This is a genomic window from Burkholderia sp. 22088, assembly GCF_052045915.1.
In the GTDB taxonomy this organism is placed as follows: Bacteria; Pseudomonadota; Gammaproteobacteria; order Burkholderiales; family Burkholderiaceae; genus Burkholderia; species Burkholderia cepacia.
On sequence record NZ_JBQEPY010000014.1, the window covers coordinates 72,550 to 85,768 of the forward strand.

The following is a 13,219-nucleotide window of genomic DNA, read 5'->3' on the forward strand; positions in this document are numbered from 1 at the left end:
CGTATGGCAAAGCAGATCGATCGGACCAGTCCGGAAGAGAAAGCCTTGTTCAAGGGCAAGGTGCCCCGCAACGTCATGATTGCGATCGGCGCGATTGCGGCCCTCGGCATCGGCTCGCTCGGCTTCTACACGCAGACCGTCGAAGCGAATAAGGCAGAGGCAGAAGCACTGAAAGCGAAGCGCGAACGAGCGGCCGAAGCGGTTGACAAGAGCAACGCCGACAAAGCTGACGTCGACAAGATCATCGAGCAGCAACAGGCCGAAGCACGTCGGCGCGCTGCGGAAGCCGCAGCCGCAGCTAGCGCGGCTGCAGCCGCGAACGCGAAGAAGCCGACGCTCTCGGCCGACGCCGTTTTGCCGAGCGCGAGTACCGCGGAGCTGAAGGCTGCGAACGACCAGGACAGTATCTACGTCTCTCCGATCTTCCGCGCGGGCGTCAAGGTCAAGGAAGGGCAGCCGCAGCAGCCGCAACTGCCGAACGGCATCATTTCGCCGCAACAGATGCTGCTCCAGCAGGCAGCGGCCCAGGATGCTGCGATGAAGGAAGCGACGGCGCAGGCTGCTCTGGCTTCGCGCGGCGGGCAAGCTGCGGGACCGATGACGACGCAGCAGCGCGACAACGCGTTCATGCACGACGTCGCGCAGCTGAGCGAAGGCGACAAGGATTTCGCGCAAACCGGATTTGTCGGCCAGTCGCGAGGCTGCACGCTGTCACCGCCAGCGAAGATTCCGGTTCTCTCGAACGAGGCGCTCAACTCCGATCGTCCTGGCACTGCGTCGCTGATCGTCGAAAGCGATGTGTATGCGAACAATGGCGACGGGCGTTGCCTGGTGATCCCGTGGGGCACCACGATCGTTGCGCCCTATAGCTCGGACATTCAGCCGGGGCAGGAGTCGATTCTCGTCGCCGGCGCGGAGATGCGGCTGCCGAACGGCAAGCACGTGCCGCTGTACGGCGCACAAGGTGCAGACGGCGATGGCACGGCCGGCTTCAGTGGTGACGTGAACAACCACTTCATCAAGATTTACTCGACCTCGTTCCTGACGGCCATCCTGGTTAAAGCATTCTCCAACAGCGACCAGAGCACGACGACTGGCCCGCTTGGCGTCACCACGGTGGGCAGCACGGGCGGTCAGATCGCGGCGCAAACCGCCCAGTCGGTGCTCGATCGGTACAAGAACATCCCGCCGACGATCTCGTCGAAGCCCGGCAAACGGCACTTCATGATGAAGATCAATCGCGACATGGTGCTCGAGCCGTACCGGGAGCCCCGATGATCAAACGCATAGCCTTCGCGGCCGTAGTGGCATTGGCGAGCGCAGCCGCGCATTCGGCGGTGATCGCGCAGGTGATCAGCCCGGTGAGCGTCGTCATTCAGGATGGCGCGGTGCGCCGCGTGGCAATGCTGCCGGGCAAGCCGGTCTATTACTGCGGACTCGACGCGTTCGTCGAATGGGCATCGCCGTTGATCGGCCAGCCCGTGCGCAGCTCGAGCGAAGCGGGCCTCACGGTCTCGATCGACGGCCGCGATGTCGCACTGGACGACCTTTTCATCGACCGCGGCTGGCTCCAGCCACCCGTGCTGGATGACGGTGCGCAGGCAGCCCTTGCGGAGCGGCGAGGTGGATGGGCGTGCTCGCGTGCGGTCGTCCCATTCGAGCTGCTGCACACCAACGTCGATCCCAAGATCCTCGCGGGCATCGCGCTGAATGAATCGAACTACCGCGGCCGTGCTTGGCCATGGACCCTGAACGTTGCAGGGCAGGGCTTCTTCTTCAAGTCGCGCGAAGACGCCTACAAGGCGATCGAGACGCTGCTCGCGCGCGAGCGATGCGACTTCGACGTCGGCCTCATGCAGGTGAACTGGTGCTACCACGGCAAGCGCTTCGCCTCGGCATGGGACGCGCTCGCGCCAGCGACCAACGTCGCGGTCGCCGAGGCGATTCTGACCGAGAACTTTGCGCGAACTGACTCGGTGGCGAAGGCGGTTGCCTATTACCACAGCGCGAATCCCAATCCCGGTCGCTCGTACCTTGCCCGGTTCGTTCGACACCTTTCCCTGATCGAGGCAGGCCTGTGAAGCACACGACCAAGATTCTCGCGTGCGTCGCGTCGGCGATTGTGTGTGTGGCCGCATCGGCGGCGAACACGGACCCGTTCGATTTCGACTACGACATCCTCGGCGGCATCTCCGAGCGGCCGGCACTGATCTTCAACGACGGGGCAAAAACCTATATCCAGCCGCGGGCGGGCCAGGTCATCGTCGCCGAAGGGGGGCATACCGAAGGCCCGTACGTCGTCGTGGAAGGCACGCCGGCGTCGATCACGTACAAGGTCGGTGCCCATTCGGCCACAGCCCGCTGGAAGAAGGCGAACACCTTCATCGGCGGCACCGGCGCACTGGCTGCGATGAAGGACGATCAACCAGCCGGATTCGATGGCTTCACGAACCGATTGGTGTTGATCGGCACGCGCTCGGCGCTCGCTCCGGTCCGCGCGCTTCATGCGTCGATGCCGATTGGCAACGTGGTCAAGTCGCTCGTCCCGCAGGGCTGGACGGGTTCCGCGCAGAAGGACGTTGACCTGACGACCTCGGAGCTGTTCGCGACGCGCGACGGCGAGAACTGGATGCAGGCGCTCGATCGCTTGATGACGCAAACCGGGCTGTACGCAGATGTCGATTTCGGCGCGCGGCACGTGCGGCTGCATCGCGACCCGCCGAAGTCAGCGGCGTTGAACTATGCGTCGGCCGGCCCCGATGCCGACGAAGCCGGCCTGAATCGCGTCGTCGCGCGAGTCACGGCAGAACCGCCGCCGGTGTCGCAACTGGCTGAACGCTTTGGCGCTCAGGCGATCCGGGATGGCGACGACACGCATATGCAGATCCGCTTCACGGCGAAACCGGCGAAGGCCGTCACGTTCAAGACACCGGACGGGAAGACGTTGCGTACCAGCTGGGACGAGGCCAAGAGCGTGATGACGATCGACCGCGCCGAACGTTTCATTGTGTCCGATGCGACAAACCGCGTCGAGGTGACGCGGGACGCGAAGACGGTCTACGACTTCGATCAACCGAACCCGGCGAAGCTCGAAGCCGTGTTCGACCGGGAGGGCCGGACGTACTTCAAGTTCGCAGAATCGGTTGTGCGGGTCGGCGTGACGGATGCGCGAAACCTGGGTATCGGCGAGCAGAAGGGCCGCTACTTCATGTTTGAGGGCACCTCCGATCTGTTCACCGTGACCGCAGACGGCAACACGATTCACGTCAAGCGCCGTAAGGAAGTCGTCTATCGCGAAACGCCGGACGCAACGCTGCAGGCGAGCGGAGGGCCAACGTCGTGAAGCACATCGTATCGATCGTTGCCGCGATGATGGCGTTCGCCGTGCTGCCCGCTCGCGCAGATTGCCTTGATGACGCGGCCGCATTTCACCGTGTCAATCCGCGGCTGCTGCGTGTGATCGCGCAGCACGAATCGGGCATGCGGGCCAATGCGGTGAATCGGAACACGAACGGCAGCGAGGACATCGGGCTCATGCAGATCAACACGTCCTGGCTACCCACGTTGGCGCGCTACGGCATCCGTCGTGAGCATCTCTTCAACGGCTGCGTCAGTGCCTACGTCGGCGCGTGGATCCTCGCGTCGAACGTCCGCCGCTTCGGCCCGAACTGGAAGGCGGTCGGTGCCTACAACGCGGTTACGCCATCCAAGCAGCTCGTCTACGCCAGCGCGATCTATCGCCGCTTTATGCAACAGGGCCGGTAACCATGCAGAAGACACATTCGAATCTGGCGCGGATGCGCGCGCTTGTTGCGGCGGGGCTGGCCGTGTTGCATATCGCGGCCCACGCTGCGGCCGATCCCGCCGCGAAGTCCATCGATGCGGACGGCTGGCAGGTGCTCGCCTCTGCGCCGAAGACGCAACCGGCTGCTGTAGAGAATTCGAGGCAGTCACAGCTGCAGCCAGCACCGATCTCCGCGCCGACGAGCATGGCAGCGGCCCCGTCTACCGACGTCGCCGCTGTCGTGTTGCCGGGCGCGGGTGCGCCGGCCGCGAGCGGCACGCTGACGTTCTCAGTGACGCCGGCAGACGTGAATCTGCGCGATGCGCTCGACCGCTGGCTGCAGCAGCAGGGCTGGCAGCTCGCCTGGAAGATTGACGACGACCTGCCGCTCGAGTTCAACGCGTCCTTCACGGGCGACTTCACCTCCGTCCTGCAGCAGGTGATGAAGGCGACCAATCACATGCGCACGCCGACGCGCGCGTGCCGCCACTCGAACAACGTCATCCGCGTGATCGCACGCGCGGGCAACTGCCAGGACTGAGAACCATGCGTGTTCACCTTTTGAAATCCGCTGTCGCGATCGCAGCTGCGCTGATGGCCGCAGGCTGCGCCGTGACGCAGCAGGACGTCAACGACAGCTACGACGCTGCACACCGTACCATCTCGGACGCGCTTGGGAAGGGGCCCGCGCCGATGGCGCTCGTCGAGGACGTGCCGACCGCGTTTCTGGGTGACCGGCTGGTGCCGCTCGCGTACGAAGCGACGCTGCCGGCCGTATTCCGCGACAAGACGGTCACGCTTCCCGCGAACCTCGGCATCAAGCAGATCGCGACGTTGATTTCGACCGCGACGGGCTACCCGGTGCATCTGAGCCCGGACGTATTCGTGCCACGCGACTCGCTGGTGCCGGGCCAAACGGAGTCGAAGGGGCAGAACAATACCGCGAGAACCGAAGAGCCGGTCTACCGCCAGGCATTCACGGGCCGGTCCGGTACGTACATGAAGAACATGACGACCGACCTGGGTCTCGACTGGTCGTTCGATGGCAGCACGATCAACGTGAGTCGGTTCGTCACGCGCATGTACCAGATCGCCGCGATCCCCGGCAAGGTGTCGATCAAATCGACGATGAGCAAGGGCATGGACACGTCGACCGGCAATCAGTCGGGTAGCGGCGGTGGCGGTAGCTCCGGCGGCAACACGGGTTCGTTCTCGGCGCAGACATCGACGGGGCGCGAAGGCGACTTCGATCAGATCGCCGCGATCACGGCCGAAATTGAGAAGCTCAAATCGCCCATGGGCAGGGTGAGCGTGAACCCGCAGAGCCGACTCGTGATGGTGTACGACACCAAGGAAGCGGCCGACAACATCGGGAAGCTGCTGAAGCACGAAAACGCGATCTCGACGCGTCAGGTGGCCATCACGGTCCGCACGATCCAGATCGCGTTGAACCGAGGCAGCCAGGCGGGCATGAACGCGGACGTTGTCTTCAATGCGATGCATGCCGGCCTCGCGCGCTACGCGATCAGCTTCTCCTCACCGACGTCGCTTGCCACGGGTGGCGGCTCGGTCGGTGTCTCCGTGTTGCGCCCGGACGCGCCGTTCTCTGGAACCAATGCGGTCGTGAATGCGTTGAACCAGTACGGTCGAACGGTGCAGGACAACACGATGACCAAGATGACGCTCAACGGCCTGCCGGTCTCGGTTGCGTCGTTCAAGAGCGACGACTACCTGCGATCGACCACGCCGTCGTCCGGCTCGCTGACGGCGACGTCCGGCGGTGTGCCGGGTCTGACGCCGGGCACCATCACCACGGGCGATTTCGTGAACGTCCTGCCCGCGGTCAACGATCACAACCAGATCGTCCTCGCGTACTGGGCGGACAGCTCGAAACTCAACGGTCCGTTTACGAGCGCGGGCGCTGGGTCTGGTCAGACTCAGCAGCAGATCCAGCTCGCACATACGGTTGGCACGAAGGACGACCAGACGATTGCACTGTCGGACGGTCAGACCATCGTCCTGTATGGCGCGATCACGGATCAGGCCGACAGCACGACGAATACCGGCATCGCAGGCATCACGGGTAGCTGGAACAAGGCGAAGACGTTCCAGATCATCATGCTGAAGGCGACGGTCGTCCCGTCGATGTGATCATGATGCACATCACGGAACCCCTGCCGACCGACAAGCGCGCACGCCTTGTGTTCGGCATCGACTGGCGGGCCTACCCGGTAAAGGGCGGAAAGGCCGAACGCCGGCGCTATGCGGATGCCTTCGGCGCGACGCACTACGTCGAGTTCAAAGTTGGTACCGACCTGATCGGCGGCTTTGCGATGCCGGATACCCCCGACGTGAAAGGTTCTCGCCTGTACTCGGGTGCGGCGCGCGTAGCCCTCCATGAGCGCATCAAGAGCCGCGCCGCGGCGCTGGTCCTGCTGCAGGACGGCGCACGCATCTACCTGATCTTCGTGGTGCGCGGCGCGGTGCGAAACGACGAAGTGCTGTCCCCCGAGGCGGCGCAATCGCGGCGTTTGGAGATCGAGCAGGAATGCCTGAGAGGCAATCTGAAGCTCGACACGCTCGGTACGGGCGATCGGATCGGCGACGTTGATGAGCCGTTCCAGGCGAGCGAGCTGCTCGCGAACGGCAAGGTCGGTCGCGTCACGAAGCTTCCGATGTCCGTGCCGACCCTCGTTCCGGTCATCGCGATCGTGGTCGGCGGGTTGTTCGGCGTTCCCAAGCTGATGGATGTGCTGTCTCCGCCTCCGCCGCCTCCCCGTGCTCCAACTTTCGCCGAACGGTACGCGACGGCGGTTCAAGAGGCGTTCGCGCGCGTGCAACCGCGAGCATCCGAACTCGCGCCTGCGTTGCTCGCGGCTGTTGGTGGTAAGGAATCGGTCATCAAGGGGTGGCTGTTCCAGGAGGCGACCTGTCCGTCGTCCGGGTTCTGCACGATGAAGTTCCGCCGGAATGGGGGGACCTTCGCTGGGTTCGCACAGGCAGCGACTGCGGACATGCGTCCGGTGACGTTCGCGCGTGACGGCCTTTCGCTCGAGTGGCGAGGTCCGGCTGTTCCGAAGGTCGCGTCCCTGAAGGAGAGTGAGTCGAAGAGTTGGCCCGCTTTGCAGGCGTTCATCGACATGCTCCAGACGCCACCGCAACGCATGTCGTCCAAGACCCTGGAGCTTCGCGCCTATGGCTACGTCGTCACGCTCGATGAACCGCGGTCTCTGATTGCGGCGCCTGGTGCCGTTGGAGGAGGGCGGATCGGGCCGTTGCTCAAACAGGGCGGCTGGACGATCGAAGGTTTTCGCTGGCAATCACCGCTGCTCGCCAAGCTGCCGCCGAACATGACGATCGAATCGCTGACGGTCGACCTGCGTCTTAATGAAGGTGCGACAGCGACCCCCAACAGGGAAACGGGCGAATCGTCGTATGGCGTTCACTTCACCGCGAAGGGTAAATACTATGTTTTCGATTAAGCACGCACTCATCGCGGCGGGCGTTGGGATTGCCGCGTCCGCTCATGCCGGACCCGTTGGCGCCAGCCTGTCGATCGACGACATTGACCAACTGGCGCGCGCGAATCTTGCCCGCCAACTGGGTGGGGGTGCGCCCGGCGTTGGTATGTTGCCGCCCGGTGCCATGTCGCAGCCGCAGCCGGGCATCGTCGCGAGCGGAGTGACAGGCGACGCTCAGCCGAAACCGGTAGAGAAACCGCTCCGCCCGCCGCGTGCGCATGCCGAGCCGGTTTCGTTCCTCGGTGCGTTCAACGACGAAACCGGAGCCCATGTCCTGTACTCGTTCCGCGATGCGATCTACCCGGCGCGGGTCGGTGCAACGTTGCTCAACGGCTGGAGCGTCAAGAGCGTCGACGGCTACGCGGTCACGGTGGCCGAAGGCAAGCGGACGTGGAAAGAGCCGATTCGCGGCGCCGCGCCGCTCCAGTCGCCGGCGACGAACGCCGTTCGTTCGCTCGTGGATCTGGGTTCGCCGTTGCCAGCCGGCGCACCGTTGCCGGGTATCCCGCTCGGAGGCACGCAATGAGCCTCTTTGCGGAGATGGAGTCGCAGGAGCCGGAGAAGCGCGGTTTGTTCGGCCGGCTCAAGGCATTCAAAGCGGGCTTTACCGATAGCTCGTCGAGTGCGATGCCGATCGTCGGTCGAGAGCCGGTGGACGGCGGCGAATCAGCCGTTGAAGTCGATCGCCCGCGCGAGCCGCGTTTCAAGACGACGAGCAAACCGGTGAACCCGCGGCAGGCCAATCACGGTCAACCGATGACGATGGGCATGATGCTGCGTCGCGCGCAGGATGAAATCGAAGACGTGTCGGTGTTCGAGGAGGACGTTGCGTCGCCGCGTGCTGTCGCCGCCGATGCTCCGCCGGCTCACGATGCTAGGAGTGCCACGCCCGACAACATGCGTACGACCGCGAGTTCCGATATTCCGCCTTCGACGGTCGAGATGAAGGCCGACACGGCAGTTTCGTCGGAACCCGAGGCGGGCCCGGCGGCTGCGCGGGCGGATGCCGCGGCGCATGAGGCAGCACGTGTGCCCGAGCGGTCCGAGTCGCAGGACGCCGACGCAGTGAATGGGCGCGAAGCCGCATCGTCGCGTCCGGCTGGATACGACGACCCGCCGACGGTGCGCCGAATCGGCACGGTCGTGACCGAGGCGCCGGAGGTTTCGATCGAGACGGGTCGGCCGCGTCTGGTGCATGCAGACGCGCTGACGTTCAAACGGGTGTTGTGCCAGCGCGATGAAAACGCTGCGCTGGCCGTCAGCGAATCGGCACGCCGCGAGTTCATTGCGGTCGAGCTGCAGGCAGGAATCTCGATCGTTGTGTCGACGCAGCGCTTCCACGAAAGCCAGTTGTACGCGACCTATCTGAAGGACCTCGCGCGCGCGGATATTTCCGTGCACGAAGAGATGGTCGCTGACGAGGAAGTGATTGCGGCGCTCTACAAATCGGAAAAGCAGCGGGCGACGTCGAACGTACCGGAGTCGTCCCGGGCCATCGGCGCGTTCCGGGATGTGATCGAGGCGGCGACGGCGTACGGCGCGGGAGACGTTCACTACGAGTACCGGGAATACGCAGAAGACGTCGAGCTGCGTTTGCGTGTCGACGGAGAAATGTATTCATACCGGAAGATGCCGAAGGCGCTGGTACGCCGGGCACTCTCGGCAACCTATCAGGACCTCGTTCAACGCAATACGAACTCTGGCGAGACGTTCCAGCCGTCGGCACCTCAGTCCGCGATGATTCCGCTCGTCGCGCATATGAACCTCGTCAATATCCGTTGGCAGAGTGCGCCGCTTGTCGGCGGGTTCGATGTCGCGCTGCGCTTGCTGGACGGCAACTTCAAACATGTGAAAGTGCTGCTTCCGCACGAGATGGGCCTGGAGGCGACCCAACTGGAGATCCTTGAGAGTCTCGGCAAGGTAACCGGCGGCGCCACGTTCCTGACCGGCGAAACCGGGTCAGCGAAGACGACGTTGCTGCGCGCGATGTCGTATCTCGTGCCGAATCGTGACCGCATCAAGCAGTTCGCGGTCAACGAGCCGTCTGAGGTTCCCGCGCCGTGGCTGTCGGACATTTCGATCCAGCGCCGGCCGAACGAAACGGAAGAGGACGCCAACCGAAAGATCGTCGAAGTCGTTCGCACGCTGATGCGAATGGATCCCGACGACCTGACGATCGGAGAAGTTCGCGACTCTGTCCTTGCCGGTCTGGTCGCCGAGCTCGCGCTGACCGGCCACCCGGTGCGCACGACGCTGCACGGAAACAGCATTCTCGGCGCGGTGATGCGATTGGTCGGTGGCCGGCTCAAGCTGCCGATGGACGAGGTGGCGTCCGGTAGTTTCCTGAATGCGGTCGGCAACCAGAAGTTGATCCCGGTTCTTTGCCCGCACTGCAAGCGACCGGCGCGCGACGTGCTGTCGCCGCAGCAGATCGCGACGCTCGAGCGTAAGTTCGGCCTGGACACGTCCGGCATGGCATGCCGGGACGAGGACGGGTGCGAGCACTGCCGCCGGCCGGGGCTTTTCACGCGTACTGGAAAAGTAGCGGCGGGCATCAAAGGGCAGACGCTCGCGATGGAACTGTACCGACCTTCGCCCGAGTTCCTCGAGCGTGTTTCCGTGCGTGATTGGCGGGGCGCCGAGCAGGTGTGGCGCAGCAGCCGGAAGAGCGATTTCGCAGACGCCGACATGACGGGCAAGACCGTCTACGAGCACGCGCTGTACAAGGCGTCGCGCGGCCTCATCGATCCGCGATTCATCGATGAGTCGATGTGCAGCTTCGACGCATATCGCGTGACCCCTGACGCGGATGGAGTGTTGCCATCGTGATCAAGTCGCTCATCTACTCCGTCTTCGTGGTACTTCCGGCGAAAGAGCGACTGCGCCTTGCAACGCTTCGATTCCGGGCAATGCGTGAAATGTTCTTCCGGGAGACTCGTCTCGATATCGCCAAGAAGGGGCTGCGCAACAGCGAGACCTTGCTCGAACGGCTGACGACGCTCGAGGTGCGCCATCGCTCGCGGAAAAGCTTCTCGTGGCCGGTGTTCCAGAAGATCGCCCAGCGTATGCGCGCCGGTGATGATTTTGCGACTGCGATCAAGCCGTCTATCCCGAACGACGAATTCGTGTTGCTCGAACTCGCGGGGCAGTCGCCCCGTGACGATGCCGCGATCCGAGGGCTGGAGCTGGCCGAGATGGCGGCGCATGCGAAGCGCGTGCTGTCGGCGACAACGTCGCTGCAGATGGCGTATCCGGCCTTCCTGCTGGTCTATCTCTATTCGTTTTGTGTGCTGTTCGGCGCGCACATTCTGCCGGCGACGCTGGACGTTAAGCCGCTTGAGAAGTGGTCGGCGTTCGGCCAGTTCATCTACGCGTTCGACACGTTTTGCGCCGACTACTGGTGGCTGACGTCCGCTGTCGTCGTGGGGTTGGTTGTGGGGTATTTCCAGACACTGAAGCATTGGACGGGCGAGTTTCGGAACCGCGTCGACGCAATGCCGCTGATGTGGCGCAATCGCCGGGATCTGCGTGCGGCATTGCTGATCGTGTCGTTGGCGGGCTTGTTCGACTCGGGCCTCACCCTGCGCGCTGCCCTCGACAAACTCACCAAGTCGGCTGACCCGTGGATGCGTTGGCATCTGCGCCGGATGAGCGCGCGGCTGACTGCGAACCCCGACCAACCGATGCTCGCACTCGATACCGGGATCTTCTCGGAAACCACCATCGACATTCTGACCGACGCGGCCGGCCGGGACCAGTTTGTCGAGGCGGTGAAGGATCTTGGGCAGACGTCGCTCGAGCGTGTCGTCGAGGCGGTCCGACGAAACGCAAAGATCACGCACTACGTGCTACTCGCTGGCGCGGTGCTGGCGTTCCTTGTATTCGGCCTGGGATCGTATCTCGCAACGGGTGCTGTCGCTTTCGATAGCGCGCCGACCTCTATCAACCAGAATTTCTAGGAGCCAACGACATGAACGAACACAACAAACAGCAGCCGCGCAAGCGTCCCTACATCGGGAAGGGCCGTCGCAAGCAGAAAGGGGAGCTGTCGCTGGTCGAGGCCGCGGGCGTGATGGCGGGCGGCGCACTGATCGCGCTTCTCGTCTACATGGGCTGGGGATACGTGATGGACCGTATTCATGCGATGCAGTTCAAGAGCGAGGCGCAGTACTTCCGGAGCGGGATTCAGGACGCGACCGCGAGCGAGATCGACTTCTCGTCCGTCACGATGCAGTCGCTTACGCAGGGGCGAGCATTCGATACCGCGGGTCGACGCCTGAACAAGACGTCAGGTGCCTTGACGGGACTCTTCGGCGGGAGCGTTTCAGCAGCGCCTGCAACGGTGACGGCAACGAATGACGCGGTTGCCGTAACGTATCCCGTGCCGGCGACAGTTTGTGCGCTTTCGGCCGATACGGTCTCAGCGGCGTACACGATGGTCAAGGTGAACAACACGACGATCTCGAGTCCGACGACCGCCTATAGCTCGGCCGCTGCGAACACGGCGTGCTCATCGGCGGGCGCGACCGCCAGCATTGTGATGTACGCGACGAAGAGCAACTAAGGACAGACCGATGCTCAGCATTATTGAAGTCGTGGTCGTGCTGGTCGCTGCAGGGCTCATGACATTGCAAGCCATCCAGCGTGACGTCGAGACGCGCCGGCATGACGTGCTGAGCGTCGAAGGCAAGAACCAGGCGGCGATCAACACTGCTTTGTCGAACTGGGTGACGGACAAGTACGGCACGTTGGTGGCACAGATGGTTGGCGGGAAGTCCACGCCGATCACACCGCCGACGTTCGCCGAACTGCGCGCTGGTCAATACCTGAAGGCGGACTACGCGGCCGGGCCGTTCTGGGGCGGCTCCTACATGATCCAGATGAGCGTTGGTCCGGACGACTGCGGCACCAGCACGACGTCGTGCAAGGTCAGCTACGTCTTCTATTCGTCGCAGCCCGTAACGAGGCGCGGAACTCCGGACGTGGCCGGCGCGGGGGTAGTCGCGCAAGCAGCTGGCACGGGATTCGGGTTCTCGACGAGTCAGAACCCGGCGACGATCAAGGGGCTGAATGGTTCTTGGACTGCGACGAATCCCGTTCCCGGCGCGCCGGCCGGCATCGTGATGGCAACGAACGGCCCGTCATCGGACGGGAATGCCGTTTTCATCCGGCGCGACGGTTCGCTGAAATGGACGGGCAGCCAGGACGTCAACGGTGTCGATTTGCACAACGTCGGCAACATCGACGCGACCGGAACGATCGCCGCGCCGACGCTTGCTGCGTCGAACGTTGCGGTCAGCAACGCGGTGCGAAGCCCGGGGACGCTGGTCGTGCAGAACGCGGATGGGTCTGCGCCGGCGCCGATCTCGACAGGCGACAGCACCGTGAATGGCCAGCTGCAGGTGACGCAGACGATCACACCGGGTGCGGTTGCAACGCCGCGCGCGTGGTGTCCGACAAATGGCGCGATGGCACAAAACAGCGACGGTCGTGGGCAGATGCTGTCGTGTCAGGATCACGCCTGGTTACCGATTGGTGGGCCAGCGCTCCGGCACGGGTACTTCATGGTCCAGAACGGTTGGGGCGTTCCGGCGCCGAATTGCGCTACCGGTGGGACGCCGCAAATCGTCTTCAGTCCGGTGAGCTTCTACGTAAATCCGACGGCGACCGTTAATGTTTCCGCTTCGGGCAGCGGACCCTGGACCGTGTTCATTACCGACGGCAACGGTAACGGGATCAGCGGTACAGCCGTCGTCGAAACTTATTGTTCGTATTGAGGGAGAGGTAAGTGAAAAGCTGGATGAAGTGGGCATTGGCAGCGCTGATGTCCGTCGCTGCGAGCAGCGCATTTGCTGACGGATCGTGCCAGCCGGGGTTCGGTCTTCGGTCGTATCCGTTCTACGACAAGGCCGGT

At 63.7% G+C, this 13,219-nt stretch carries 12 protein-coding genes; all 12 read left to right on the top strand.

Features of this window, described 5'->3' with window-relative positions; genetic code table 11:
- Positions 1 to 3: 3 nt before the first annotated feature.
- Genes ACTJLD_RS25575 through ACTJLD_RS25630 form a run of 12 tightly spaced genes read left to right on the top strand, consistent with a single transcriptional unit; the run spans position 4 to position 13,082 of the window.
- Positions 4 to 1,278, top strand: a complete 1,275-nt coding sequence (locus ACTJLD_RS25575; protein WP_151062651.1) for a TrbI/VirB10 family protein — start codon at positions 4 to 6, stop codon at positions 1,276 to 1,278.
- Positions 1,275 to 2,081, top strand: coding sequence for a transglycosylase SLT domain-containing protein (locus tag ACTJLD_RS25580; protein ID WP_151062650.1), 807 nt, complete (start codon positions 1,275 to 1,277; stop codon positions 2,079 to 2,081). Before ACTJLD_RS25575 ends, ACTJLD_RS25580 begins: the two co-directional genes overlap by 4 nt.
- Positions 2,078 to 3,343, top strand: a complete 1,266-nt coding sequence (locus ACTJLD_RS25585; protein WP_151062649.1) for a TrbG/VirB9 family P-type conjugative transfer protein — start codon at positions 2,078 to 2,080, stop codon at positions 3,341 to 3,343. Before ACTJLD_RS25580 ends, ACTJLD_RS25585 begins: the two co-directional genes overlap by 4 nt.
- 26 nt (positions 3,344 to 3,369) lie before the next feature.
- Complete coding sequence (locus ACTJLD_RS25590; RefSeq protein WP_062911873.1) at positions 3,370 to 3,765, top strand: lytic transglycosylase domain-containing protein; 396 nt, start codon at positions 3,370 to 3,372, stop codon at positions 3,763 to 3,765.
- 2 nt (positions 3,766 to 3,767) lie between these two features.
- Positions 3,768 to 4,325 carry a toxin co-regulated pilus biosynthesis Q family protein gene (locus ACTJLD_RS25595; RefSeq protein WP_151062648.1) on the top strand — a complete coding sequence of 186 codons (558 nt, stop codon included), beginning with the start codon at positions 3,768 to 3,770 and terminating at the stop codon, positions 4,323 to 4,325.
- Between the two features lie 5 nt (positions 4,326 to 4,330).
- Positions 4,331 to 5,935 carry a type II secretory pathway protein gene (locus ACTJLD_RS25600; RefSeq protein ID WP_151062647.1) on the top strand — a complete coding sequence of 535 codons (1,605 nt, stop codon included), beginning with the start codon at positions 4,331 to 4,333 and terminating at the stop codon, positions 5,933 to 5,935.
- A gap of 2 nt (positions 5,936 to 5,937) precedes the next feature.
- Positions 5,938 to 7,266: a hypothetical protein gene (locus ACTJLD_RS25605; RefSeq protein ID WP_151062646.1), complete on the top strand. Its 1,329-nt coding sequence runs from the start codon at positions 5,938 to 5,940 to the stop codon at positions 7,264 to 7,266.
- The gene (locus tag ACTJLD_RS25610; protein ID WP_151062645.1) at positions 7,253 to 7,831 is read left to right on the top strand and encodes a hypothetical protein; all 579 of its coding nucleotides are present in this window, start codon (positions 7,253 to 7,255) and stop codon (positions 7,829 to 7,831) included. The genes ACTJLD_RS25605 and ACTJLD_RS25610 overlap by 14 nt, the downstream gene beginning before the upstream one ends.
- A complete protein-coding gene (locus ACTJLD_RS25615) occupies positions 7,828 to 10,134 on the top strand; it encodes an ATPase, T2SS/T4P/T4SS family (protein WP_151062644.1) in 2,307 nt (768 codons plus the stop codon). Before ACTJLD_RS25610 ends, ACTJLD_RS25615 begins: the two co-directional genes overlap by 4 nt.
- Positions 10,131 to 11,264 carry a type II secretion system protein gene (locus ACTJLD_RS25620; RefSeq protein ID WP_151062643.1) on the top strand — a complete coding sequence of 378 codons (1,134 nt, stop codon included), beginning with the start codon at positions 10,131 to 10,133 and terminating at the stop codon, positions 11,262 to 11,264. The genes ACTJLD_RS25615 and ACTJLD_RS25620 overlap by 4 nt, the downstream gene beginning before the upstream one ends.
- A gap of 11 nt (positions 11,265 to 11,275) precedes the next feature.
- On the top strand, positions 11,276 to 11,869 hold the full coding sequence (locus tag ACTJLD_RS25625) for a type 4 pilus major pilin (protein ID WP_151062642.1): 594 nt from the start codon (positions 11,276 to 11,278) through the stop codon (positions 11,867 to 11,869).
- Positions 11,870 to 11,879: 10 nt separating this feature from the next.
- The gene (locus ACTJLD_RS25630; protein ID WP_151062641.1) at positions 11,880 to 13,082 is read left to right on the top strand and encodes a hypothetical protein; all 1,203 of its coding nucleotides are present in this window, start codon (positions 11,880 to 11,882) and stop codon (positions 13,080 to 13,082) included.
- Positions 13,083 to 13,219 lie beyond the last annotated feature (137 nt).

Excerpts from the sequence above, each read along its gene's own strand:
- ACTJLD_RS25615 (WP_151062644.1), top strand. The coding sequence starts at position 7,828 with ATGAGCCTCTTTGCGGAGATGGAGTCGCAGGAGCCGGAGAAGCGCGGT.
- ACTJLD_RS25600 (WP_151062647.1), top strand. The coding sequence starts at position 4,331 with ATGCGTGTTCACCTTTTGAAATCCGCTGTCGCGATCGCAGCTGCGCTG.
- ACTJLD_RS25590 (WP_062911873.1), top strand. The coding sequence starts at position 3,370 with ATGATGGCGTTCGCCGTGCTGCCCGCTCGCGCAGATTGCCTTGATGAC.
- ACTJLD_RS25630 (WP_151062641.1), top strand. The coding sequence starts at position 11,880 with ATGCTCAGCATTATTGAAGTCGTGGTCGTGCTGGTCGCTGCAGGGCTC.
- ACTJLD_RS25610 (WP_151062645.1), top strand. The coding sequence starts at position 7,253 with ATGTTTTCGATTAAGCACGCACTCATCGCGGCGGGCGTTGGGATTGCC.
- ACTJLD_RS25580 (WP_151062650.1), top strand. The coding sequence starts at position 1,275 with ATGATCAAACGCATAGCCTTCGCGGCCGTAGTGGCATTGGCGAGCGCA.
- ACTJLD_RS25595 (WP_151062648.1), top strand. The coding sequence starts at position 3,768 with ATGCAGAAGACACATTCGAATCTGGCGCGGATGCGCGCGCTTGTTGCG.
- ACTJLD_RS25575 (WP_151062651.1), top strand. The coding sequence starts at position 4 with ATGGCAAAGCAGATCGATCGGACCAGTCCGGAAGAGAAAGCCTTGTTC.
- ACTJLD_RS25625 (WP_151062642.1), top strand. The coding sequence starts at position 11,276 with ATGAACGAACACAACAAACAGCAGCCGCGCAAGCGTCCCTACATCGGG.
- ACTJLD_RS25605 (WP_151062646.1), top strand. The coding sequence starts at position 5,938 with ATGATGCACATCACGGAACCCCTGCCGACCGACAAGCGCGCACGCCTT.